This window comes from Stenotrophomonas sp. 82F1 (assembly GCF_056861525.1).
The window spans coordinates 91,092-115,709 of sequence record NZ_JBSPUD010000003.1; the positions used below are offsets into that span (position 1 = coordinate 91,092).

The following is a 24,618-nucleotide window of genomic DNA, read 5'->3' on the forward strand; positions in this document are numbered from 1 at the left end:
ACGCTACGACCGCGCTTTCGTCATCTGACGTTTGTGCACTGCCGCTTGCCGGCAACGATTTCACCTTTCGATCTCTACAGGGGGTAGTTTTGAACGCAGTTGCAGATACCACCGTGCAGGCCAGCCCTGCCGGAAAAGCCGCATGGATCACGCTGGCGATCGCTTGGTTGTGCTTCCTCGTACCGTTCCCCGGCCTTGGCCTGTTCCTGGGCTGGCCGCTGAACCTGGTGGCCTTCATCCTTGCCATCGTCGCGATGGCCAAGGGCGGCGCCATGAAGGGTCTGTTCCAGCTGCTGGGCTCGATCATCGTTTCGCCGATCGTGTACTTCGTCGGCTTGGCGATCTTTGCCGGCACCGTGAGCGGCATCAGCGCGCAGAGCAAGGGCCAGTACGATGCGGCCGTCGCTGAAGCCAGCGTCTCGTCCGCCGCCGCGGAGGCAGATGCTGCCGCCAAGGCCACGGAAACCGCAGCCCCCGCGGTCGCCAGCGATGCCGCGATGGCACCCGCCTCGGCGCTGGAAGTGACCGCCACCACGATGTTCAGCGATTACCAGGACAACGAGATCGCTGCCGATGGCAAGTACAAGGGCAAGGCGCTGCTGGTTTCCGGCACGGTCGACTCGATCAGCTCGGACTTCATGGACAAGCCGGTCGTGCAGCTGAGCGCCAAGCCGTTCGGCTTCGTACAGGCCAGCGACCTGCCGAAGGACGTGGCTGCCAGCCTGAAGAAGGGCCAGAAGATCACGCTGGCCTGCACCGGCAATGGCGAAGTCATCGGCTTCCCGGCCGTGTCCGGCTGCACCGTGCAGTAAGGCGCACCGCGAACGCTGATGTTCAGAGCCCCGCTTCGGCGGGGCTTTCTGTTGGCGGCTATAACACCAGTACAATCTGGGCACTCCGAAGCACCTTGGCCGATACCATGACCACCCTGCGCCCTTCCCGCGCCACTGATGGTGACGCGCTCGTCGATCTCTGGCGTCGCGCCGTCGACGCCACCCATGACTTCCTCAGTGCCGCTGACCGCCAGGCGATCGATGCTGAAGTTGCCGGCTTCCTGCCACAGGCGCCGCTGGTGGTGGCAGCCGACGACCAGGACCAGCCGCAGGGCTTCATGCTGATCGACGGCTCACACATGGAAGCGTTGTTCATCGATCCTGACGTGCGCGGAACCGGCATCGGCCGCCAGTTGCTGCTGCATGCGCTGGCCCTGCATCCGCAACTGACTACCGACGTCAATGCGCAGAATGCGCAGGCTGTGGGCTTCTATCAGCGCATGGGTTTCACTGAAACCGGCCGCTCGCCGGTGGATTCGCAGGGTCGTCCGTATCCCCTCATCCACCTGCGCCATTAAGGCTGACCGGCGCCCGGAGCGCCGGCCATTCCCCGATCAGGCAACCGCGTCGAACGCCGGCGAGTAGCGCACCTCGCCCTGCGCCATCGGCGGCTGCAGGCACAGGGCCTGGAAATACGCCGCCGGCACGCCGGGTAGGAACAGACCCGGCACGGCACGGAAGCCGAAGCGCCCGTAGTAGGCCGGCTCGCCCAACAGCACGCAGCCTCGCGCGCCCTTCCTGCGCAGAGCCTCGATCGCGGTCCGCATCAAGGCCGTGCCCACGCCGCGCCCCTGCTGCTGCGGCAGCACCGAAATCGGCCCGAGCCCGAACCAGCCCTGGCTGCCGTCCTGCACGCTGACCGGGGACAGCGCGACATGACCCACCAGAAGGCCCGCATCCTCTGCCACCAGCGACATGCTCAGCTCGCCACGCTCACGCAATGCGTCAACGATGTGGTGTTCGGTATGGCTGCTGTGGACAGCATCGCGGAACGCCATTTCGGTGAGCGTGTGAATGGCGACTTGGTCGTCGATGGATTCTGGGCGGATTGCAAGGTTCATGGCAGGCACTTTGTCAGGGTAAGGAAGGTGTGAATTCATGATTCAAGTCACAAATTGATAGTGAGAGCCGATCGCGACATTGAAACGCCTTGGCGCTATCGAATCGCCTGTGCCGCAGTCGATTCACTGGCATCACCCTTCGCCGAATGCGTCAATAAATCGCCACCCTTGTCCAGAGACGGCTGGCGCCAGCTTTCCCGGGCACTCCATAATCGCCGGACCTGTCACCAGGGATGGATGCATGGACATGGATGTACCACGCCGTATCACGCCAAAGGGAGCGCATGAACGTCGAATCGCGCCTGATGCATGTCCCCCGCGCATCGAAGAGATTGCCGGATATGGCGCAAGCGGCGGGGAAAACCCGACGCGCTACCGGGTCGATCTGCGTGACGCGTTACTCTCAACCATGATCACTGCGCAGAATCTCGCGCGGAGAGTGGCCTGCTCCATATATCCCTCTATGCCCCAGGGAGGCCGACATTGCGCCCCAAGATGCTTCCGTGCCTTGCTCTGCTTCTATTGACCGCCTGCAACCCGGAGTCCGCCATGAACCAGGAACGTGCCGCTGCCGAAGCCGATGTCGCCCAGGGCGGGCGTGGCCTCGCAAAGCTCAACCCCAGCCCGCGCAAGGCCTATGAACTGGTGCTGCGCCTGAAGGATGCCCCCGGAGATTTCGCGGTGGTCGAGGGCGTTGCGCAGTACGACGTCATCAACGAAGACCAGTGCGGTCACATCGAGCCCGCCACAGGCACCGCAGCGCGCATCACCAGCCAGGAGCCGGTGCAGCTGCGCAAGGTTGCCGATGGCGAGTATCGCGGCACGTTGTATGTGGACCGTATGCTGGATGAGGACTACTACGGCCGCGGCGTCTGCAAATGGGAATTCAGCGGAGCCGGCGCGATGCTGAAAGCAACCGGCGCCGAAGACGAAACTCGCTTCCTGACCTTCGTCGATGCCAAGCCGCTGACCGACGGCAGCGCGCATACGCTCTACTATCCGGATCTGGTCTATCCGCGGGCAGATCGCGTTCCCAATTTCCCGGCCAATGGTGAGCCTGATCGCAGCGGCTATGCCGCCGACCTGCAGGACAAGCTGTTCACGATCAGCCTTTCTGCGAGTGAGGTGGCACCGTGACCATCACCTCCCAGGACTACGCTGCGTTATCCGATGACGCCTACAAGGACCGCGCCGTCGGCCGACGTGCACCCGGCCAGGAAGAAAAGGTCACACTCAACGGCCATGAGTACAAAATACTCGAGCATGTCGACAACCGGCTCAACGGCTATCAGGGCACCGTCTATCAGCGCGTAGACAGCAAAGAGATCGTCATTGCCCATCGTGGCACGGAGGATATTGCCCGCGATGCGATCCTGACCGATGGCGGCATGGTGGTAGCGCGCACCAATGTGCAGGCACCTGACGCGATCGCATTGACCCAGAGAACGCTTGAATCTGCCGCACTCCAGTCCCGCTTGAATGGTGGACATACTCCCCAGGTCACCGTCACCGGCCACTCCCTCGGCGGCGCCCTTGCCCAGATCACCTCGCACCACTTCAACGTCAAGGGTGAGACCTTCAACGCCTATGGCGCGGTCAGCCTCAGCTACCGCATCCCCGAAGGCGGCAACACCATGATCAACCACGTCATGGCGTCCGATCCGGTCAGTGCTGCTTCGCCCCACTTCGGCCAGGTACGCATCTACGCCAACCCGGATGAGATCAAGAGGCTGTCAGCGGCTGGCTTCAGCAACCACCCGCTGCGCGACCTGATCCCGGATCGTCCAATCCTTGCAGCAGGCAGCTCGTTCGGCGCCCACAAGCTGGGCAACTTCCTCGGCGATGGCTCGGTGCTGAAGCATCCCGAAACGCAGCAGTTGGCGAAAGACAACGCCAAGATGATCGAGGAGTACCGCGACGACGTGGAATCCCTGCGCAGTGGCGTTACCCGTGCATCGCGCGGCATTCCCGGCGGCGCCATCGATCTGTACGACCACATCCGTGGCCCGCTGCAGCCCGGTGAGCCGGCACGCCGCGAAGCGGAGAAGAACGGCCATCACACCAGCATGCTGCGCATGGACGATGCCAACCATCTGGGCAACCCGCTGTTCAACGACGCGATCCGTGGCGTGCATGCGCAGGACGTGCGGGCCGGGCGCGCGCCGGACGTGATGAGCACGCAGCTGGCCGGCAGCCTGGCCGCCGAAATGCATGCCGCGGGCGGCAAGCGCATCGACGAAGTGGTGATGAACGCCGATGCCTCGCGCAGCTTCGCGGTGCAGGGCCAGGGGGGTGACCCTGCCCATCTGCGTGTATCGGTGGACACGGCCGTTGCGATGAACACGCCGCTGGAGCAGAGCAGCCAGCGCATCGAGCAGCAATCTGCCGGTCAGGCCTTGGCGCGCGAGCAGCAGCTGGAACAGACCCAGGCGACCCAGCGCAGCCTGCACGCCTGACACGCTCGCGGGAATGAAAACGGGAGCCGGCAGCGCCGGCTCCCGTCGTTTTCTGCGGTCGATCAGGGGCTGGAAACCGCTGAGTTCGCCGCCGACCCTGCCAGCACGTACGCATCTGGGCCCGAGTCCGGGAAACCGCCACAGGGCTTGTCTCCCGGCGCCACGGGATCACACGGCCACTGTGCGCGCGTCACGGTATCGCGCAGCTCGAAGCTCGTACCGTTCCAGACCACGAAGGACAGGTGCTCACGGTTCCAGTCGCTGAAGCTATGCGGACCGGTCTTCTGCGGTGACTCCGGGTACTGCACGAACCAGCGCATGGCCGGCCCGTACTGCAACTTGCTGTGATCCAGGATGACCTTGCCTTCGCGGGCGCGGTGCCGCGCACGATCGGCCTCGGCGATCGACGGTGCCGCCGGCATCAGCTTTGCGGTGATGTTCTGCGGCACGCCATCGCTGCCAACCTGGTACACGCGTTGGCGGACGTAGGCCTGTCCGCAACTGCCGGCTGCGAGCCGGACAGGCTCTGCGGTGTTCTCGTTTGGCAGTGCGCCGTCGGCACAGTCAAACGGAGCCGAGACAAGATAGGTGGTCGTGGAAGCATCTGCGCCTTCAAACGAGCGCACCCAGATGTCGCCCAGGCGGGCGATGAAGTCCGGGCGCTGGCCCATGCCGGCCACAGCCTTGAACCATGCCTTCTGGCGCACGTCACGCTCGCGCCAGCCGCGCGGCAGGTGGATGTCCTGCTCGGGCAATGCCACCAGCAGCGCCGCCAGATGCGGCGGCAGCGTGCCCTGGCAGGCGCCGATCATCAGATCGCCCTGCGGTGCCAGCCGACCGGCCAGATCGACCGGGCAGCGCGCACCGAGCTGGCGCTCGGCGGCCTGGTCGGGTGCGAGCGGGATGATCGGTGGTGCGACAGGGGCTGGGGCTGACGGCGGGACGGGTGCCGGGGCCTGTGCGGTGTCGGGCACCTGTGCAGCGGCGGCAACGGGGGCCGGCACCTGCGTGGGAGCCGGTGGGGCTGCGACAGGCGTAGCTGGCGCAGCATTGGCGGAGGTAATGTCGGCCGCTGGTGCTGCCGCGGGAGCTGGCGCAACTGCGGGTTCGGCGGCGACGGCTTCTGGAGCAGCGTCCGTCGTCGATGCCGGCTGCGGTGCGGGTGCGGGCGGCGGGGACGGCTCCGCCGCAGGTGCAGGTGCAGCAACCACGGCTGGCGCCGGCTCGGGCGCGGCGACGGGTGCCGGTGCAGGAACAGCATCCGTTGCGGTGTCAGCGGGCGTCTGCGAGTCCGCCGCGGCCACTACCGGTGCTGGCACAGCCTCCTCGACGGCGGGAGCCGCCGGGGCGTCCGGTGCCTGCTGTGCGTGGGCCATGGCGGCAGCCAGTCCCAGCGGCAACAGCAACAGTGCCGAAGCGCGACCACGCTGGGCCACGTTGGAATACAGGAAAGTGTTTCGCATGTTGTGTCCTTACAAAGAGATCCATGTAGGCACCCGAGGGTGCTCGGTGTCGTGCGATGGGCCCGCCGGTCTCCGACCTGCAGGCGGTGCCCAGATTACAGCGATCGCGGGCGGTTCTGCTCCTGTTCGCGGGTAACCGAAGCAGCCTGTTCCTGGCGGGCAGAAGCTTCGGCCGCCAACTGCTGGCTGCTCTGCTCGAGCGGCAACTGGGCGGCGGCCTCACGCTCGACCATCGAGCGCTGCATCGCCGGGTCCCCCATGGCGCCCTGCACCGCGAACAGCGCCCTGCCATCGGTGCCCGCCACCACGTGGTCGATGCGGCTCATGCCGGCCTTCTGCGCGCTCAGCGCCAGGGCGCCCGCCGCATTGTCCAGTTCCTGCTGGCTGCGCAGGCCGCTCTGCGGCCCCATCTGCTGCAGATGGCCTCGAGCGTCGCTGAACAGCCGGTTGCCGGCATGGGCCGGATCGGACATATCGCGCGCGCGCTCAGGCAACTGTGCAGGTTCGCCCACTTCGCCGCGGGCAAGCCGGTCCATCACGTCCGGGGTCAGCTTCTGCTGCCACGCTTCGAAACGCTTGAGCCGGTCCTCCACCCCGTTGACGGCTCCGTTGATGGCGTAGGTCGCCTCACGCACGTCCTCGCGCGCCTGTTCCGGCACACGGTTCTGCCATTGCCACACGGCGATGCGCCCTGCGTGTTCCGGCTGCGATGCCAGCTCGGGATGGTTGACCAGATCCAGATCCAGCGCGCTGCCGGCGCGCTCGTAGCTTTCCTTGCCGGTCAGCGGCAGATAACCGCGCCCGTGGTACTTCAGCGCATCACCGGGCGCGTCGTTGCCCATCCGGCCGCCATACATCAGCTCGGCCAGGTCACCCGGACGCCCGCGCAGGGCTTCCTGGCGCGCGGACTCCAGCGCCTCGGTGCCATTGCGCCACGCCGCTTCGACCGGGATCTGCGAGATGCCCCGGGTATAGTTGAAACTCTCGTTGAGCCGGCTCAGGCCGCGCGACTCGTGCCCTGCCTGGGCCATGAAATTGGCCAGTTCGAGGGGGGAGTCGATGCCGGCTTTCGTCGCCTGCCGCAGCAGTTGCGACTCTCTATCGGTCGACACAGTGCAACTCCTGGATGTTCATCAGCGCGGATTCCTTTCCGCCGGTTGGAGCTTGGCTCATGGAAGCGACACCTCGGCGACACTGGACGGGTCGAAGTCCTCGAACCGCACCCTGCCCAGTTCCGCCACCGAGAAGTCCCGGATGTTGGTCGCTTCAGTCTCGATGTCCACGACCTTGCGTCTCACTCCATCCACCCAGCAGGCCTTGTCCGCCGAGGCATAGCGGAACCGGTACGTGCTGCTCCAGCGCTCGCGGCTGCCGCCGTTGGTGATCACGCTGAAGGTGTCTTCCTCAACCATTGCATACGCAAAAGGGTCGCCGGCCAGGCCACCGCGGGTGGAACACGGCACCAGCTTGTCGTTACGCGCGGCCAGCTGCCAGCGCCCGCGCCCGTCACCGCGCAGCAACAGCAGCACCCGGTTGGGTCCGTGCTGGCCGGGCACCAGCCCTTCCGGCGTCGGTTGGTCGATGACCAGCAACTGGTACTCGATGCCATCGCCGTTGAGCTCGCCCCTGACGGCTTCCAGCAGGTTCGCACCGGACGGAACAAATGCCAGGGCATCGTCCATGTGTGCGCCAAACCTGTCGTCCATCCCCTCCCACTCCTTCAATGTCGTCTTGCCGATGCCCGCGTTGGTGGCGGGCACGGTGGCGTTGCCCGGCCGCGCCGGTCACCCTGCAGATGCGGATGATAGCTCCGGGAGCACCGCGGCAGCGATGGTGGCAAGCGTCACCCGTCGGACGGGCAGACAGGGTCCTCATGGACGGAAAAGCTCCTGCAATGGTAGCGCCGAAGCGTCATTTTTCTGACGCCAGGAGAGCTTAGCGCGAGGAGGTCTATTGCGTCGAAGAGCGCAAGCTTGAAATGGCGCTGCCAGTCACAAAATCCGGGGCTGCATCCACGAAGCAAGAAGAACACGGGCGACGCAACGCCCCATTGCATTGGGTGTCACATGCAATTGTTGAACACCAGGGGGCAGGCTTTCGCGTCGGCGTCGATACATCCTCCCACTGTCTCTTCCTCCGCTTCGGGCAGCGTCCTCGCCACAGCGGAGTAGGTCTGCACAACGTCACTGCCCCTACCGCGGGTGCGGACCACTGCGGCGCACTGGCCGAGCGTGAACTCAGCCGCAACTTTGCAGTCACCTGGAGCGCACTGGCTGACCGTCGCGTCGCACTCGTCAAGTTCGCTCAACCTCAGGTGGATCGCGTAGAGGCCCTAGGCAAAGTTCCAACGATGATCGCGCTCCAGGATTGCGCCATCTTGGGCACCGTGCGGCCCTCCTTGGTGGCCACCATGGGTGCGTCCTCGTTTGTCGAGCGGCCCTGTGAGAAACCGTGACACCCGAAAATGGCTGGGATCCGCCACCTTTCCCAGCACGTCCAGTGAAGCACTTTGGAAGAGGCAATCAGCAACCTTGTAATCATGCTTCCAATCTGCACTCCTCACTTCTTCGCCCGCGAGGCTTGGCAACCATCAATCGCCTTGTGGCTCAGTTAGCGGGCTTCTACCGTGCGAGCATCACCTGATTCCATGAAGGTGGCTCCGACGTTCGGCATAGTGTCGACATCGCTGCCGATCACCACACAGTGGCGGCGAATCGGGACAGTAATCTGATCTTAGCGTTCACACAATTGCTTGCCGCGATCGCGTCGCGCCATCAGTTTGGTTTCGACCACCGAACCGCCAATATCGGCCTCTACCGGCCACCTGACATTACACTTTCCGAGACCATTAATTAACTATTAAAGCAGACTAGAATTCCTCAAAAATCGGTTTCGTGCAGTTGGCATAGAACTCAACGCACTTTCCTGGCTGATCATTCTTGCACATTAACTGGGCCACAAATAGTGCTCGCTCCGGCGTGGGACCACCAGCCACTCCCGACTGCCCGCCCCCAGAACGCCCACTTGGAACGACCCAAGAAGCGCACTGATTGAAGTAGGCCAAATCGACCTTACAGTCACGCGCACCTCCAGATGCACACTTGGAAAGAGCCTCCTGCTCTGCCAACTCCTTGGCCCTCTTTCCCGTCGACACTCCTGCATCTTGAGTATTCTTGGAAGACGCTATCGCCCCCCATGTTCGCACCCACTTGCCGGTAGGGCTGCCAAGCTGAATCTCCGCCGTGGCGCCTCCTCCAGTAGTGGCCCCGGGTATCGGCGCACACCCCCGTGCACCTTGCCCCCCAATCGGGTAGTAACCAGCGGGGCAATTACCTTCGGCAAAGGATTGATACGCCACACCCAAGATCAAAGAACTGGCGAGAATCGCTTGCGATATAAAAATTTTCATCGCCCGCCACCTCCATCTTCATCATGCATGTCGAACCCGCTATGCAACGCTGCCATTCGCATTTCCTCTAAGCCCAGACGATGGTGGTGGAGAGTCAAAGGCACCCTGCAACCTCGGAGTGACTGCAGAGCCTACGCCCATCGGTTGAGATTCGTGAGTCGCCGGTGCGTTCGGCTTGTATTGCCCGCCGCCCGTCGAACCCGGCGGCTGACCATTCGGGCCCGGCGATGCCGGTACTGCACTACCGCCTATCTGCGAATATGCCATGAAGCTGCCCAATGTTCCCTGGAAGAACATTGCCGCCATTGGGGGCGCAGTCAGGATCAGAGTGGTCAGGATCAGGCCCATGCCGCCCTGCTGCAGCGCCATGCTCGACATACCCTCGCTGAAATTTTCACCCATCAGCGTACCCGTTAACGTGCTTCCCCAGAAGGCGAGCGCAACCTTGGACACCATCTTCATCGCGATGCCGGTCATGGCCGCTAGAACCGCCATGGAAAACATCGTGCCTATGCCGTAGAGCAGCCATTTCTGAAACAGCTGCTTGGTCTGGTCAAAGAGCAAACATAGGATGAACAATGGCCCCAGGCCGATGAACAACGCCAGCGCGACCTCGTATAGCAAGAGCATTGAGCCAGCCGTGACTGCCGGCCCCCCCGTGCCCATGCCAATAAACCACATGGCACGGGTCTTCGCGTTGTCCAGCGTCACATCGCTCATCACGTCCAGCGCGTCAACACTGGATAGCGCCAGCTGCATGTAGCCCAGGTTCTCATCGATCAGATCTTCCGGCGAGTCATTCTTCCCGGTCACGACGTAAGTGATCTCGTTCTTCACGTCATTGATGAGAAAGCCATGCATCTCGCGACCGAACATGCCCATGGTCGTGGCAACCGACACGATCAGCGCAGCCTTTGCCATGTTGGTCACCAGCACCATCATCGAGTCGCGGCTGCGACCGGTGGCGATACGGAAGCCCTGAATCAGTACCCAGAGCGTCATAAGAGTCAGTGCGATGCCGCCGACCCATGCCATCATCCGTCCCAATAGCTTGACGCCATACTCCGCGATTTCCTTATGCAGGTAATCGAGAATAAGCCGGAAAAATACAAAGTCACCAATTGAGGATGACGCGTGCAGATTCTGCAGTATGTGCAGCGGGCCTTGCCCCAACATGCCATCCATCAGCCCAAGATCCATAACTTCACCTAATATGTGATTGCAGCTCGACCGGAGCAGCGTCTAATCAGTTGGAGAGCGCTGCCTTCAGTGCTGCGGCCTTCACTACGGTGCCGAGAGGTGACTGGCCGGTACCCTTCAATGCGCGCTGTGCAAGTATCTGCTGCATTTTGGTCAGCGCCTGGATCTGCTTGTCATAGCCTTCAGTCTGCTTTTCCCATGTGGCAAAGTCAGCCTGCATATACGCGTCAGACACGACTGCGTTCGCGGACGCCTCTGCCATCGCGCCCTCACCGCTCCACAAAGTGCGGATATCCTTGATCTTGTCGAGCACTCGCCGCATATCTGGCATTGTCTTCTGCACAACCTCGACGGTCTCGTTATATTTTTGGTTCTCCAGCACCTGGATTGCCGCACATATATTGCGCTGCTGGGCGATGATGTCGCCGCCCGGGCTGAGATCCAATGCCGTCAGGATCCCACTCAGACTCATGATATTTCCCGCACCGCATCGCTCCGCAACGTTCCACTCAAGCGGTACCGGCTCCAGCTTCACACCCTTAGGCATCAAAGGCGATGCAATAATCTGATTGAATTTAGCGAGCTTTTGCAGCCAATTCTGCGTCGTATCGTAGAAGCGCTGATACTGCAGGCCGTATTCTGCATATGCCTCCGCTTGGCTAGCCAGTGTGTTTATTTCGGTAAGCGTACTGTTAAAAGTGTTCAAGCCGACTTCGACCACTGGAAAAGTGTAGCCCCTAACAGGAAAACTGAGCATTGCGGCAATAGAAATCGCCACTACCGTGCAGCGGACTCGTGAGACTGCGCATGATGTCTTGGTGATACGGGCAATGATTTCCATGTTCTTCTCCATCGAATTCAAGGGGCTTGCTGCGTTCACGTCCGTTGCGACAGTCATGCTGCAACCTCCTTATTGTTGGATGCGGGCTTTCCGGAGCCCTTGCGGTTCTTGTAGAAATCTTCAAGCCAGTGTTCCGGCGTCAACTCATCCACCGTCACTCGTGCGCGTACCGCGGCTGTCTGCAGGACGCGATGCATGATGTCGATGTTGTCGGTCGACGCTGAGATCACTGACAGAATGTCGTCCATGCCACGCAGATTGAGCTGACACACACTGGAGGCATGGCCCTGCTTGACCAGGAAGCAGCGCGAGCGTTCATCAAGCGCAGTGACCACCTTGAACTCGGCCTCTGTAAGCTTCAGACCGTCCATGTAGTCGCTCTTGCTGGCATTGGGATTCGGCAGCAGGATCAATGTCGCGGTCTGTTCGATCAGGGCTGCGGAAATGTCACTCTTCAGTGCGTCTTCCGGGCTCTGGGTGGCGAAGATGCCCATGCCGTTCTGCTTACGGATGGTCTTCTGTTTGTTCTTGGCGAACTCCTTCAGTCCACCCTCACCGTCCAGAATCTTCCAGAATTCGTCCATCACGTAGATCAATGGACGACCGTCGATCAGCGACTCCAGGCGATGCAGCAGATAGTTGATGACCGGCACGCGCACTTCAGGGTTGTCGATGATGTCGGTGTAATCGAAACCAATGATGTTGGCCTTGCTCAGGTCAACGGTATCGACCGGGTTGTCGAACACCCAGCCCAGCGAGTTGCCTGATGTCCAGCGACGCATGCGTGCATACAAGCCGTCATCACCCATGTTGGGCAGGCTCTTCTGGAAATTGGTCATGCTGCGCAGGTGCATCGGCGTATCGAGCATGCTCTCGACCGCGCGGTAGATATCCTCTTCTTCGCGGGAGCTGTACTCACGCTTGCCTGCCAGCACCTTGATCAGGTCTGCCAGGAACTGCACATTGCCTTCGTTGTTCTCGCACTGGAACGGGTTGAACCCAGTCGGTGCGCCGTTCTCGAGGGCCAAGTAGTTGCCGCCGCACGCGCGCACGAAAATCTCGGCACCGCGATCTTTGTCGAAGAAGAAGATAGTCGGCGACGGCTCGTACTTCTGCACCTGACTGAGAAGGAAGTTGATCAGCGCGGTCTTACCGGTACCCGACTTACCGATCACCATGGTGTTGGCAATCGCCTTTTCACCCAGCGAATTCTCCGAGGGGTGTGTGGCATGGAAGTTGAAGTAGTACGGCTGGCCGTTGGTCGTCTGCAACGTGGTGACGCAGTCGCCCCACGGGTTGTTGTGCTGCTTGCCGGTGGCAAAGTTGTGCAGCGGCGACAGGCCGAGGAAATTCAGCGAGCTGACATTGGCCAGGCGAGTACGGAAGCGCCAATTTGCCGGCAGCTGAGAATAGAACGACGAGGTGACCGCCAGATCTTCCTTGGTGGATACGAAGCCGGCGTTGGACAGCTCGGCACGAGTCGTAGCCACATTCTGCGAGAGTTTGGCCTGGCTGTCGCCATACACCGCCATGATGAAGTGGTACTCGCCAAGTACGAAGTTGCCCGAGGACAGCTGGTCCATCGCCTGGTCGAGTTCAACGATCTGACTGACCGCCTTGTCGCCAGAGGAAATCATCATACCCTTGGTACGGTCAAGCACTTTGAGCGCGTCTTGACGTCCCATCGGGCTGAACGAATGGGTGATGACGTACTCGTAATCCAGGTACTTCAGACCGTTGAGGATGCCCGGGTAGGTCCCCTCAGCGTATTCCTTGATATTGAGGATCGCGCCGAAGTGATTGGCACCGTTGGGTGTATTGATCACGAAGTCGCCTGTTTTGGCCGAGAACATATGCCGGCTGACCGGCAGATAGTCCTTCACGGGCGCCGACAGCACCGGCACTGGCTCATCGATGCGATTGATGAGGTAACCGAACAGTTCCAGCGTCTCAGAGAACACCACTCCGTTCTTGGCCTCGTACATGCCCAAGCGGTATGGCGCATAGTCGCGGATGACTGCCTCGACGTTGCCAGCCAGTTCCATGAGTTTTTCGACCGCCTGCTCCTGCTCGGCACGCAGCCTGTCCACATTTGCGGACTTTTCCACGAAGCGCTTACCTGCCACGACCGGGCGATAGATCATCGTGAGGTACAGCTCGTTCTGCATGATGCGCTGCGAGGACAACATGCCCATGTACTGGTCGGACACGTCCTGGTTGAAGCGCTGCTTATAGTGGCTCTTGCCCTTCAGCGTGCGACGGCGACGGATGTCATGAACCCAGAAGGCAACATTGACGAAATCCGGTGCGCGCAACGTCTGCAGCAACCGATTGAAGGTGTTGTGCCGATGCTCCAGCTCCCATTCTTCGCGCCCCACGAACGGCAACCCTTCCAAGTGCCAGGTCAACAGATAGTCGCCGCCCGTGGTCTTCACCACGTTTGGGGCTACATGCGATGACAGGGGAATGAACTCGCTGATGGATGTGTCTGGGCTGAACATACGACTGCTTCCAAAGGGTACTGCCGACGAAAATTCGGAGTGGGCCAGGTGGGTGTCTGACGCCCACCTGGTCCGATCCAGCCCTCAATCCATTCGGGCCGGTTTGTTGCGGTAATGATTGGGGTTGAACACCCACATACCATCGTGTTCCTGCACGTTGCGGACCCGCAGCTTGAACAGCAGTCGCAGGCCCAGCAGACGGAAGATCATCTCGTCGCGCTTGGCCATCTGGCGCATGATGAAGATGGCCACCGGAATGGTCAGCAGGAACCAGAAGTTGGTGTACATGCTCAGGAGCAATAACCCGCCGGCCACCATGAAAAAGGGCAGGTAGGGAACGCCCAGAAACATCGCTGGGCGTGTGCAACCCCGAAACAGCACGTTCTTATGCACTGTAGTACTGGACAGCGTGCTTGATCATTTCGAAGGCCATACCGCCTTCACCACCACCACCACCACCGGCCTTGCTGCAATCGCCGAAGTCATCGCCCAGCAGCATCTTGGCGATCTGGCCAGCAGCGCCGATCAGCACGCCACCAATCAGGATCGGTGCGACGTCGCCAATACGCTTGTGGGCGAAGGCAATCTGGTAGCCAGCGAAGATCACCGCAATGGTCACCACAGCGATGGACGCCATGTTCAGCAAACCATTAACGTTATCGAAGAAACCACACACCTTCTTGTCGGTGCCACCGAAGTTTGTTGCGAACACCTGCGGGGCGAATACTGCACCCACGAACACTGCGGCCATCAGCATCGTCTTCAACGTGCGCTGGGCCTGAACGAGGTCAATATTGGAACGCTTCATGGATTTTTTTCCTTGTTGATGAACTAACACAACTGAATCGACCAGCCGGGGGACTGGCCGTACCACGACTTCGTCAGAACACGAAGGCCGCATCCCCTGGGGGAATCTGCTGCACCGGCATTTGTTGCGTCGGCGCGTTGTACATGTTGTTGGTCGCTGCGGCCGGAGCGTCCTGCTCGCCCCATGGCTGCAGCATGACCGGACTTTCGACCCCGCCGGCGGTCGCGCCGGGCAGCTGCTGCGGCATCATCGGCGGTTGGCCCGCATGCGCTGCAGCGGTCTGCTGCGGATAGCCCTGCTGCTGCGGGTAGCCGCTCTCCGGCTGCGCCTGCGGCTGCATCATGCGGTCAACCGAGCCGAGCACAACCCGCGACAGCGCCTGGTCGGCGAGGTTGACCAGACTGCCGCGCGCCATCGCTCCGGTGGACGGATAGACGGTGTAAGCACGCGCCGGATCATTGGAGGGCACATAGACCGGCCCATTGGCCTGGGCGACGATGCGCGCCTGCGCTGGCGAGGCCAACTGCGGATGGTGCTCGACCTTGACGGTACGGCGTTCGCCGCGGCTCACCACATCGATCGGCGCGACGCCATTACTGGCCACCTGCTGCCCTCGCCGCATCGAGTCATAGACCTTCTGCACGTAACCATGGCGGAAGCCGGTCTCGAAATTGCCCGAGTAATAGCAGCTGAAAGACTTTCCCCAGTCCTTTCCGGAACGCTTATAGCATTCGGCGAGGATACGCGACCCGGCCTGCAGGTTCGGGCACTGCTGGAAGGCTTTCTCGTAAGAGTCCAGACCATATTTGGCCAAGTTGTAACGGTTTACCTGGGCCAGGCCGATGGAGAAGTTGTAACCCTTTTCCTCCAGCATGCGCACGGTGGCCAGTGCTTCGTCCAGTGCCTTGGGCTGGCGCACCAGTGCTCCACCGACCACGCCGATGGCGTACGGATTACGAGAGGATTCGACGTTGATGACGTGTTGCATCACATCCATCGAGACGGCCATCTCCGGGCACGCCATCATTTCCAGTCCTGGCAACATTGCTCAACCCTCCTGCCCCTGGGCACGCCCAGGATTGAAATCGATGCCGGTGATATAGCGCGAACCCGCATGCGCCTTGATATGCACGACGATATCGATGGTCATCATCAACAGACGCTTGATGACGTTGAATTCCAGACCCGATCCTTCGGTTGATGCCTTCACCATCAGCGCCAACTGGTCCCACGTCTGTTCCGGGCTGCCTGCATGGCAACTGGTGATCGAGCCAGGGTGACCAGACGCGCAGTTGCGGATGAAGTAGAACGCCTCATCGCCACGCAGCTCGGCCAGGATGATGCGCTCTGGCTTCATGCGCAGGCAGGCTTCCATGCAGCTCTTGGCCGTCACGTTGCTCGCGCTCTGCCCGCCCTTGGAGTACAGAAGGTGCACCACGTTGGGTTGGGTCAGGAACAGCTCGCGCGCATCTTCAATGGTGACCAGCCGCTCACTGTCCGGAATATGGTTGACCAGCGCCTTCATGAAAGTCGTCTTGCCGCTACCGGTGGCGCCAGATACGACGATATTCTTGCGGTACATCACCGCACGCCGGAAAAATTCGGCGTACTCACGCTGCTGCCGCAGCTCCATCAGCTCACGATCCTGCTCACTCAGGCTGCCATCCTGCTCGAGGATCTGGTTGAAGAACCCATCCTCGTGATACTGCGTAAGCGACTTGGTGTGCTTGGACGGCAGACGGATGGTGATCGACACCTTGCCGGCGTCGCACGCCGGCGGGATCACGAACTGCGCACGCTGACCGGTGGGGAACGTGAGCGACACCACCGGATCGGCATCAGTAATGCGCTGACCGGTATTGCTCTCATTGACCACCGCCGTGCAGAACTGCCGGGCCCGTTCGAACGTCAGGCCTGGCACATCCACGCGCTGCCACCCTGCCCGCGTCTCCAGGTACAGCTCGCCCGGACGGTTGATGCAGATTTCCGTCACTTCCGGCGAAGTCATGTACTCGGCGATACCCAGCACTTCGTACTGATAGCGCAGGAAATCGCTGGAGACGAGGGCGAGGGGTGACACTTCGGCGTCCATGGTCGTTCTTGGATTACCTGCGGGCGTTCAGCACGCTGGTGAAATCGACGTCCTTTGCGACGTAGACGTTCACAATCGTGCCTTGATTGATGGTGACAGTCGGCGGACGACGGCCGCTGGTAAGCGCCTCGTTGGCCAGCCGCTCCATGGTGCGTGCGGTAGCGCTCTCATACGGAGACTGGATGGTCATGCCATTGTTGGCCACGGTGGTGGTTTCCGGACCATGTTCGGCAGCAGCGTATTTGAAAGCATCAGCGATGAGGCTGATCATCAGTGCCGAAGCGATACGTGCACCCCAGTGCGCGCTGTACTGACCCGGGTGACCTGCGCCACCCAAGCCGTCAACGCCCGGGCTGGACATTGCGACGTCCAAACCGTTCGGAGTCGTGATCCGATCCCAAATGACTTCCACGCGCTTTCCAGCCGGGCCGCCACCATAGGCACCGTAGATTTTGGAACCCTTGGGCAACAGAAGGGTACGGCCATTGATGGAATAGACCGGCTCGGTGAGCAGGCACGAGGTATACCCGGCCAGATCGGTGATGATGCGGGTCTCCAATACGCAGCGCAGGTAGGTACCACGCACCAGCAATGCATCGGGGCTGCGGATGAACGATGCCGTGGAGATGTCTTCCACGTCCGGGCCCCGGCGAACCTTTTGCTGACCCTGCTGGTTCGGCATCATGTTCGCCAACAGCGCCTGACGGGTTTGCTCGTCCAGCGCACTTCGCTGGGACTGCGGACCACCCGGACGATTGCCTGCACCCACGGCCGCGTCGTCCGCGCCGGAGATTCGGCGCTCCAACAGGGTTGGGCCACGCGGCAGCATGGCTTCTTGCCTCGGCGCCACCGGAACCAGCTTCGGGCCGTCGTCCTGGGGCAACGCAGGCAACATCGGAATCGGCTCCGCTGCTGCAGGCGGCGCCTGCGGCGGCGGAGCTACGTTTGGCAGTTCCGGAGTTGTGGCACGTGCAATCTCACGCGGCTTGTCCTGAGAGCCTTCATCATCCTTGCCCTTGCGGAACAGCAGGAAGCCCATCGCTACCAACAGCACCACAATACCGCCAAGGAACAACAGCGCCTTCCGGTTCAGCCGCTGCTCTTCAGCCGAGCGCAGTTGCGGGGCTCCCGCATCCAGATCGGGGGTCGCCCCAGCCTGGGTATTGCCGAAATAAGGATTGGATGGCGTCTCAGGCGCAGCACCTGGACTGCTGCCGTAGGGGCTCTGGCCCTGGTCAGGACCATTGTTCGGTTCGTTTCCGGGAGTGTTCTGCTGGCTCATTTCTTCACGTTCCTTCGCAGACCAACGACATAATCGCCGTGGCGGATGACCAGGTACGGGTAAGTCCCGTGGACGATCAAGGTATTGCCTTCAACGGTGGTATTGACCACGAAGTCCTCACCGTACTCCTTCTCGCGTCCAAACACGGCCGGGAAGATGCCCGTCTTGTACTCGGGCGAATTCGGCAGTTTCAGGTAGGTGAAGCTGCCATCGTCGTAGGCGTTGACCGGAATCAGCCACCCCATCTTCTTCGCCTTGCTGGTCGAATAGGAGTAGTTGAAGTTGTACTGGCGATCCTTGGCCAGCTCAGTGCTGAGCAGCGGCTTGGCTTCTTCCTCGACCGCCTCCTGTGCCAACCCGAATTCGGTGTCGCTCGGGTAGGTGAAGGCAATCTTGTACTGCACGCCGGCGCGACGGGCCTGCTCCAGCTGACGCCAGTCCGTTGCCACGACCTTCAATTCGAAGATGTAGGAATGGGTCTCGGTGCGCACCATCATGTTGGTGTCGACGTCGACGTTCTTCGGCTTGATGTAGAACACGTTCTCGCGACGGGTCAGCTCCCAGCCGTTGCTGAAACCGGTGCTGTAGTCGAGGATCTTCTCGTTCGGGCTCAGTTCGATCTGGGTGGTCAGACCCAGGCCGGTGCGAACCGGATAGATGCGATCCTTCTCGTACTCGTAATGGTCTACCGCCTGTGCCATCGCTGCGGTGGAAAACACCAGCGACAGCAATGACAGCAGCGCCAATGCGCTCCCCCTGACTTTTCGACTACTCATCGGTTGCTTGCTCCATCAGCATTTCCGGTGGAATTGTTCGGTGCCGGCGGCATCGCCGGCTGCCCGGGCATGGCCTGCCCTGGCATCGTTTGACCCTGCATCGGCTGGCCTTGTACCGGCTGCCCCTGCATCTGTTGCATCTGGCCATTGACCGGTGCCGCCACAGGCTGCCCGGTAGCCGGGTCGATCATGGTCGCAGCGGCGGGGTTGTTCGGGTCGTAGATCCCTTGTGCCTGCTGCGCGGCCAACTGCGCCTGCTGCGCGGCCTGCTGTGCCTGATCCTGCATGGCGCTGTCGTCCGGCACCGGCACGCCACGGGCGTAATCGTTGTCGACGCGATACTCCGTAACCTGGAAAGCCAGCGGATTGAGCACGCGATCCTGCTCGGACAGCGCGAGGTTCTGGTTGTACTCGAAGCGCATCGTCACCAGCTGGTTGTCCAGATAGGTTGCGGCCCCCGTGCGCTTGTCGAGCAGACTGCGCTGGATACGCACAGAGGCGCCACGGAAGCTGCCATTCGCTTGTGCTCCGAGCGGAGTGATGCTGAGGATCTTGACCCGGATAGCCTTGCCGCGCCCGTACATTACGAACGGGTTCTGCGGATTGTTGCCGGCATAACGGAGCTTCATGCTCTGCGCCACCGGATCGCTGGACATCACAAACACCAGCTCCCAGTCGCGCAGGCCCATCACCGCCGAGTCATACGACTCACGCGCCAGCACATACTGGGCGACGTTGCTGCGATTGACTGCCTCGTTGGTAGTGATGGTTTCACCCTGGAACGTGCCACGCAGCCGCGCAACCGTCGCCGTGCCCGTATAGGCATCGGCCATCACCAGGAACGGCACCTTCTCCTTCAACGGCAGCATGTAGTAGTAGCCACCGGCCAGCGCCAGCGACATCAGCAACGAACCGGTGGCGACCCACCAGGCACGACGCTCGCTGCGCCGGGCCATGTCGGCCACGGTGATCTCGTAGCTGACCGCCTTGGCGACCGACTGCTCGACCTTGGGACTGTTGCCTGCATCCTTCTTGCGGAACATGGGTTCTTCCGTACTGCTGAAACATCAATGGGCGCGACGCCCCTGCGCCAGGCGCGGGGTGCGGCACGTTCGATGATTTCGACGCGGTCTCAGCTGCCGCTGCTGGCTTCAGGATCCTGGGCCGACGCGGTTGGCGTCGATCCAGCGCTCTGCACGACGATCTGGTTGCCGACGATGGAGACGGAAACGCCCTGCGCCGCATAGGCCGCCGTGAGATCGATCACGGCCTGCTGTGCGTTGGTGGTGTCGATCTCCGACACCGCGCCATACAGGGTGAAATCCGAACTGAGGCGATAGTCCAGCGTGCGACCGGAATCCTTGGCCCAGCGCTCGAGCATGGCCTTCAGCGTGCGATCCATCGGCGACGCCTGATAGACGTAGCTGGAGTACAGCGGAATCTCGGTCGGAGCCGTCGCGAAACGGTTGACCGGCTTCCAGCGTCCCCCGAAGTCGGGTGCGGGCTTGGTGGCACAACCTGCCACCATCAACGCCGCCACTGCGGCGATGGACATTTTTGCAATAAACGCCTGATTCATACGGGCTTCACTTTGACGTACGAAAAAGCAGTCCCGATGTTGGTCCCTTGGTCGTCCGGCACTGCGCGATGCACGCCGGAAACGTAACGAATGCACTGCTTAACAGCACATGGGCACGGTTCCCCTGCAGCTCGAAAGCTGCCAACCAAGTCGCGTGAAGCAACCTCATCCGAGGCCCCTCTCACGCACCCTCACCAACGTCGGAACCATCCCTGCTCCCATGGCTGAAACTCCTGGCCACTCTGAAAGCATGACGAATCACACAGATTCGCAAGCCACGCATAGAGTCGCACAACTACGCGTCAATTCGATGTCAGACAAATCTGAATTTTGACCAACGTATGGCGTTTCTTTGACGTGCCTCACTAATTCACTTCAATGAATGCGTGCATCCGTCACACTTTCATGTCTGCAACTTAGACATCAAGCATCGGCACGTCAACCTTTGGCAGTAGTCGTGACGTGAAATAGCGGTCCTTGTAGTAGCGAATCTTGTCGCATTTGACCGGATGCGGAATGCCTTCGTACAGGAAGACCTCCTTGTCCGGCCCCATCGCCTTGAGCTCCTGCGGCAGCATCAGCGCGCGGCGCTCCTCGGTGAAGCTATGGGTCTTCTCGCGCGCGTGGGTGACGTTCTTCTTGCGGATGGTGGTGTAGCCCAGCATGTCCGAATAGTCATTGGCGTCCTGCTGTTCGCGCGGGGCGTACAGGATCTGCAGCGCATGGTTGGTAATGATCGTGCGCGAGACTTCACGACCATAGGTGGCATCCAGCTGCGACATGCTCTGGATGATCGGCAGCAGGCGCACGTTGTAACCGGCCATGTAGGACACCGCCGAGGCGATGATTTCGACCTTGCCGATCGAGGTGAATTCGTCCATCAACAGCAGGCACTGGTACTTCAGGTCCGGATTGGACTTGGGCAGTTCCTTGGTATTGAGGTTGATCAGCTGGCTGAAGAACAGGTTGATGATCAATCGGCTTTCGGCCAGCTTGTTGGGCTGGATGCCGATGTAGATGGTCATCTTCTTCTTGCGCACGTCGGTGAGCAGGAAGTCGTTGGTGCTGGTGGCCTTGTCCAGCACCGGATTGATCCAGGGATTTAACGGTTCCTTGAAGGTGCCCAGGATCGAGGCGAAGGTCTCGTCGGCCTGGGACAGCATGTTGGCGAACGCCGAGCGCGCGTTGCTGCTCAGGAATGGACGCTCGGACAGGCTCTTCAGGAACTTCTTCAGATCGCTGCCATCTCCGGAGGACAGGCGGTAGACCGCGCCCAGGGTTGGCGTGCCCTGCCCGCCCGGGAAACCGCTGCTGCGCTCGTCATCCCAGTTCTCGAACAGATACAGGGTGAAGGCAATGAAGGCATTGCGCGCCTGGCTGATCCAGAACTTCTGGTCTTCCGAACCGTCGGGATAGAGCATCGCACCGATGCTCATCAGGTCCGACACCCGGAACGCCGGGTCGTCGGAGACGTAGCTGAGCGGGTTCCAGCGATGGGTACGGCGATCTTCGGCGAACGGATTGAACAGGTAGATTTCCTGGCCCTGGCTGGCGCGCCAACCACTGGTCAGGTCGAAGTTCTCCTGTTTGATGTCCAGCACCACCAGTGATTCGCCGTACTCCAGCAGGTTCGGGATGACCACGCCGACGCCCTTGCCCGAGCGGGTCGGGGCGGCCAGGATGACGAACTGCTGGCCGTCCAGCCGCACCAGCTTGCCGCCATGGCTGCCGACCACGATGCTCTGGCCGCTCTTCTTGAACATGCCATGCTTGGCCAGATCGGCGCTGGTGGCAAAGCGCGCGTCACCGTGCAGCGAGCGCTTGTCCTTCTTCAACAGCACGACCAGGCCGACGATGGCCAGCACCAGCAGCGGCAGACCAAAGCCGAGGTAACCGGCCCATTTGATCTTCCCCACGAACGGGGCAACCTGCGGCTGGCCGATGGCGTGGAAATACTGGTAATAGGTATTCCAGGTGAGCAGCTTGGTATCCAGACCAAGCAGCAGCAGCGTCAGGTAACCGGAAAGCACGAACCCGAGCAGCAGGGTTGCCAGCGTGATGATGGCGATGAGCAGATACTTCTTACTGGACAACACCCGAATCCTCCATGATGCGCCCCATGGGCGCGACGGCTTAGCGGCGGCGTCGCTGCGACGCCTTCTTCCGCAGGTTGACTTCATTCTCCAGCCCGGGCTCCACACCCTCTTCCCGCACCAGTTCCTCAAGGTACCGGCGCGCATCGGCCAACGACATCAGGTCGGTCAGACGCTCCCCATCGTCGACGATGACCGCATGGCCGACCACATCGCCGGGAGCGTACACCGGCTCGTGGGTCACCGCTACCAGACGGAAGCGGCCGCGTAGTTCCAGCTGATGGGTGTATTCCTGCATGTCTCATCTCCCTGATGGAATCCAGATGCCATTCCTGCAGCGTCCGATGATGCCTGCACGGCCGTGGTGGCGGCATGCACACGACCCGTACGACAATACACGCTCGGGACGGAGAGATCGCGATGGACTGGGTGGCACGCGCACGCACGCTGGCAATGGAGGCCCATGCCGGCCAGGTCGACAAGGCAGGACAGCCCTACATCTGCCACGTCGGCCGGGTGGCTGCTGCCGTGCGTGGCGATGATGACGCCGAGGTGGTGGCCTGGCTGCATGATGTGGTCGAGGACTGCCCTGCCTTCGCTGAGCAGGTAAACGCCTTCCCAGACCCGTTGCAGCATGCGGTGCGGTTGCTCAGCAGGACGTCTGCGGCGGATGCCGCCACGTACTACGCGCGGATAGCGGCGGATCCGCTGGCGCTGAAGGTCAAGCTGGCCGATATCGCCGACAACGCCGATGAAGCGCGCTTGGCGTCACTGGATGCCGCCACCGCCGAGCGCCTGCGCGACAAATACCGACAGGCCCTGGCGGCGCTTGGCCAGCAGCCAGCGCGGGCGGCATCATCCATCGAACACTGATTTACCCCCAGCCTGGCTGATGCCTGCTGCGGTGCAGCAGTACAATGTGGCGCTTCCCCGCCCCTTTGCGCCCCCCGCATGAGCCCCAATTCCCCTCTGGCCGCTCGGCTGACGCCGCGCCAGCGCACCCTGATCATCCTCGCCCTGTCATTGGGCGGCTTCGCCATCGGCACCAGTGAATTCGCCAGCATGGGCCTGATGCTGGAGATCAGCCGCGGCCTGTCGATCAGCGAAACGCAGGTCGGCCACCTGATCAGCGCTTACGCCATCGGCGTGGTGGTGGGTGCACCGATCCTGGCCTTCGTCGGCGCCAGCTTCCCGCGCCGCAAGCTGCTGCTGGCGCTGATGGGCTTCTACGCCGTCGGCAATCTGGCCAGCGCGTTGGCACCGAACTACGGCACGATGCTGGTGGCACGCTTCGTCGCCGGCCTGCCGCATGGCGCTTACTTCGGCGTAGCGATGCTGGTGGCCGCAGCGATCAGCCCGGCCGGCCAGCGCGGCCAGGCGATGTCGCGCGTGCTGCTCGGCCTGTCCGTTGCAATCCTGATCGGCAATCCGCTGACCACCTGGCTGGGCCAGCAGCTGAGCTGGCGCACCGCCTTCGCCCTGGTCAGCGTGCTGGCCATCGCCACGGTGGCGATGATCGCGCGCTTCCTGCTGCCCGACCCCGATGAGGTGCGGACCTCGCCGATGCGCGAGCTGCGCGCGTTCAACACCACCCAGGTGTGGCTGGCGCTGTCGATCGGCGCGGTGGGCTTTGCCGGCATGTTCTGCGTGTTCACCTATCTGGCGCCGACCCTGGTGCAGGTGACCGGCGTGGCCGAATCGTGGATGCCGCTGGCGGTGGGCGTGTTCGGCATCGGCGCGATCATCGGCAACATCGCCGGCGGCTGGCTGGTCGACAAGTTCCACTTCAAGGCAGCCGCCGTGGTGCTGGTGTGGTCGATCGTGATGCTGCTGCTGTACCCGCTGGCTGCCGAATCGGTGTGGACCATCGGCCCGATGATCATCACCGTGGGCACGATGGGCGCCCTGGCTGCGGTGCTGCAGACCCGCCTGATGGACGTGGCCGGTGAAGCGCAGACCCTCGCCGCCGCGTCCAACCATGCGGCGTTCAACACCGCCAATGCGCTCGGCCCGTGGCTGGGCGGCATGGCGATCAGCGCCGGCTTCAGCCCGGCCACCACCGGTTACGTGGGTGCGGCGACTGCGGTCGGCGGCCTGCTGCTGTGGTGCGTGTCGGTGATGCTGGAGAAGAACCGCAAGGCCGCTGTCGCCGGCAGCCGCTGAAGGCCCAGCTTCTCAACGCTTCGATGATGCCGCACCATCTGCGCAGATCGGCCGCAACCTG

The 24,618-nt window shown here is 61.8% G+C and carries 25 protein-coding genes; 6 read left to right on the plus strand and 19 right to left on the minus strand.

Going from position 1 to position 24,618, the window contains the following annotated elements; genetic code table 11:
• Nucleotides 1-89: 89 nt before the first annotated feature.
• Nucleotides 90-812, plus strand: coding sequence for an OB-fold protein (locus AC13GI_RS04780; RefSeq protein ID WP_312106510.1), 723 nt, complete (start codon nucleotides 90-92; stop codon nucleotides 810-812).
• A gap of 107 nt (nucleotides 813-919) precedes the next feature.
• Nucleotides 920-1,351, plus strand: a complete 432-nt coding sequence (locus AC13GI_RS04785) for an acetyltransferase (RefSeq protein WP_482995660.1) — start codon at nucleotides 920-922, stop codon at nucleotides 1,349-1,351.
• A 36-nt stretch (nucleotides 1,352-1,387) separates the two neighbouring features.
• Here AC13GI_RS04785 and AC13GI_RS04790 read toward each other — a convergent pair whose 3' ends face one another.
• Complete coding sequence (locus tag AC13GI_RS04790; protein WP_482995806.1) at nucleotides 1,388-1,894, minus strand: GNAT family N-acetyltransferase; 507 nt, start codon at nucleotides 1,892-1,894, stop codon at nucleotides 1,388-1,390.
• Between the two features lie 483 nt (nucleotides 1,895-2,377).
• Between AC13GI_RS04790 and AC13GI_RS04795 the strand changes: the two genes are divergently transcribed.
• Both AC13GI_RS04795 and AC13GI_RS04800 read left to right on the plus strand, forming a co-directional pair.
• Nucleotides 2,378-3,031: a hypothetical protein gene (locus tag AC13GI_RS04795; RefSeq protein ID WP_482995661.1), complete on the plus strand. Its 654-nt coding sequence runs from the start codon at nucleotides 2,378-2,380 to the stop codon at nucleotides 3,029-3,031.
• Nucleotides 3,028-4,350, plus strand: coding sequence for an XVIPCD domain-containing protein (locus AC13GI_RS04800; protein WP_482995662.1), 1,323 nt, complete (start codon nucleotides 3,028-3,030; stop codon nucleotides 4,348-4,350). The genes AC13GI_RS04795 and AC13GI_RS04800 overlap by 4 nt, the downstream gene beginning before the upstream one ends.
• Before the next feature lie 62 nt (nucleotides 4,351-4,412).
• Here AC13GI_RS04800 and AC13GI_RS04805 read toward each other — a convergent pair whose 3' ends face one another.
• From AC13GI_RS04805 to AC13GI_RS04890, 18 genes are all read right to left on the minus strand, one after another.
• Nucleotides 4,413-5,162, minus strand: a complete 750-nt coding sequence (locus AC13GI_RS04805) for a hypothetical protein (protein WP_482995663.1) — start codon at nucleotides 5,160-5,162, stop codon at nucleotides 4,413-4,415.
• Between the two features lie 746 nt (nucleotides 5,163-5,908).
• Complete coding sequence (locus tag AC13GI_RS04810) at nucleotides 5,909-6,925, minus strand: XVIPCD domain-containing protein (RefSeq protein WP_482995664.1); 1,017 nt, start codon at nucleotides 6,923-6,925, stop codon at nucleotides 5,909-5,911.
• A 57-nt stretch (nucleotides 6,926-6,982) separates the two neighbouring features.
• Nucleotides 6,983-7,519, minus strand: a complete 537-nt coding sequence (locus AC13GI_RS04815; protein WP_032952144.1) for a hypothetical protein — start codon at nucleotides 7,517-7,519, stop codon at nucleotides 6,983-6,985.
• A gap of 356 nt (nucleotides 7,520-7,875) precedes the next feature.
• Nucleotides 7,876-8,121 carry a hypothetical protein gene (locus tag AC13GI_RS04820; RefSeq protein ID WP_482995665.1) on the minus strand — a complete coding sequence of 82 codons (246 nt, stop codon included), beginning with the start codon at nucleotides 8,119-8,121 and terminating at the stop codon, nucleotides 7,876-7,878.
• A 561-nt stretch (nucleotides 8,122-8,682) separates the two neighbouring features.
• Nucleotides 8,683-9,222, minus strand: coding sequence for a DUF4189 domain-containing protein (locus AC13GI_RS04825; RefSeq protein WP_482995666.1), 540 nt, complete (start codon nucleotides 9,220-9,222; stop codon nucleotides 8,683-8,685).
• A gap of 39 nt (nucleotides 9,223-9,261) precedes the next feature.
• Entirely contained in the window at nucleotides 9,262-10,407 is a 1,146-nt protein-coding gene (locus AC13GI_RS04830) for a TrbL/VirB6 family protein (protein ID WP_482995667.1), read from the minus strand.
• Between the two features lie 61 nt (nucleotides 10,408-10,468).
• On the minus strand, nucleotides 10,469-11,320 hold the full coding sequence (locus AC13GI_RS04835; RefSeq protein WP_482995668.1) for a hypothetical protein: 852 nt from the start codon (nucleotides 11,318-11,320) through the stop codon (nucleotides 10,469-10,471).
• On the minus strand, nucleotides 11,317-13,764 hold the full coding sequence (locus AC13GI_RS04840; protein WP_482995669.1) for a VirB4 family type IV secretion/conjugal transfer ATPase: 2,448 nt from the start codon (nucleotides 13,762-13,764) through the stop codon (nucleotides 11,317-11,319). The genes AC13GI_RS04835 and AC13GI_RS04840 overlap by 4 nt, the downstream gene beginning before the upstream one ends.
• An 84-nt stretch (nucleotides 13,765-13,848) precedes the next feature.
• Entirely contained in the window at nucleotides 13,849-14,157 is a 309-nt protein-coding gene (locus tag AC13GI_RS04845) for a VirB3 family type IV secretion system protein (protein ID WP_081323733.1), read from the minus strand.
• Nucleotides 14,150-14,572: a TrbC/VirB2 family protein gene (locus AC13GI_RS04850; RefSeq protein WP_482995670.1), complete on the minus strand. Its 423-nt coding sequence runs from the start codon at nucleotides 14,570-14,572 to the stop codon at nucleotides 14,150-14,152. The genes AC13GI_RS04845 and AC13GI_RS04850 overlap by 8 nt, the downstream gene beginning before the upstream one ends.
• A 73-nt stretch (nucleotides 14,573-14,645) precedes the next feature.
• A complete protein-coding gene (locus tag AC13GI_RS04855; RefSeq protein WP_482995671.1) occupies nucleotides 14,646-15,617 on the minus strand; it encodes a lytic transglycosylase domain-containing protein in 972 nt (323 codons plus the stop codon).
• Nucleotides 15,618-15,620: 3 nt separating this feature from the next.
• On the minus strand, nucleotides 15,621-16,664 hold the full coding sequence (virB11, locus tag AC13GI_RS04860; RefSeq protein WP_482995672.1) for a P-type DNA transfer ATPase VirB11: 1,044 nt from the start codon (nucleotides 16,662-16,664) through the stop codon (nucleotides 15,621-15,623).
• Nucleotides 16,665-16,677: 13 nt separating this feature from the next.
• Nucleotides 16,678-17,946: a TrbI/VirB10 family protein gene (locus AC13GI_RS04865; RefSeq protein WP_482995673.1), complete on the minus strand. Its 1,269-nt coding sequence runs from the start codon at nucleotides 17,944-17,946 to the stop codon at nucleotides 16,678-16,680.
• On the minus strand, nucleotides 17,943-18,722 hold the full coding sequence (locus AC13GI_RS04870; RefSeq protein ID WP_033831428.1) for a TrbG/VirB9 family P-type conjugative transfer protein: 780 nt from the start codon (nucleotides 18,720-18,722) through the stop codon (nucleotides 17,943-17,945). The genes AC13GI_RS04865 and AC13GI_RS04870 overlap by 4 nt, the downstream gene beginning before the upstream one ends.
• Complete coding sequence (locus tag AC13GI_RS04875; RefSeq protein ID WP_482995674.1) at nucleotides 18,719-19,765, minus strand: VirB8 family type IV secretion system protein; 1,047 nt, start codon at nucleotides 19,763-19,765, stop codon at nucleotides 18,719-18,721. Before AC13GI_RS04875 ends, AC13GI_RS04870 begins: the two co-directional genes overlap by 4 nt.
• A gap of 89 nt (nucleotides 19,766-19,854) precedes the next feature.
• Nucleotides 19,855-20,301, minus strand: a complete 447-nt coding sequence (locus tag AC13GI_RS04880) for a hypothetical protein (RefSeq protein WP_025878721.1) — start codon at nucleotides 20,299-20,301, stop codon at nucleotides 19,855-19,857.
• Nucleotides 20,302-20,717: 416 nt separating this feature from the next.
• Nucleotides 20,718-22,397, minus strand: coding sequence for a type IV secretory system conjugative DNA transfer family protein (locus AC13GI_RS04885; RefSeq protein WP_180167416.1), 1,680 nt, complete (start codon nucleotides 22,395-22,397; stop codon nucleotides 20,718-20,720).
• A gap of 37 nt (nucleotides 22,398-22,434) precedes the next feature.
• Nucleotides 22,435-22,692, minus strand: coding sequence for a hypothetical protein (locus tag AC13GI_RS04890; RefSeq protein ID WP_099820666.1), 258 nt, complete (start codon nucleotides 22,690-22,692; stop codon nucleotides 22,435-22,437).
• A 122-nt stretch (nucleotides 22,693-22,814) separates the two neighbouring features.
• Here AC13GI_RS04890 and AC13GI_RS04895 point away from each other — a divergent pair, with 122 nt between their 5' ends.
• Both AC13GI_RS04895 and AC13GI_RS04900 read left to right on the plus strand, forming a co-directional pair.
• A complete protein-coding gene (locus AC13GI_RS04895) occupies nucleotides 22,815-23,267 on the plus strand; it encodes an HD domain-containing protein (protein WP_482995675.1) in 453 nt (150 codons plus the stop codon).
• 78 nt (nucleotides 23,268-23,345) lie between these two features.
• Entirely contained in the window at nucleotides 23,346-24,557 is a 1,212-nt protein-coding gene (locus AC13GI_RS04900; protein ID WP_312704295.1) for an MFS transporter, read from the plus strand.
• The last annotated feature ends 61 nt before the right edge of the window (nucleotides 24,558-24,618 follow it).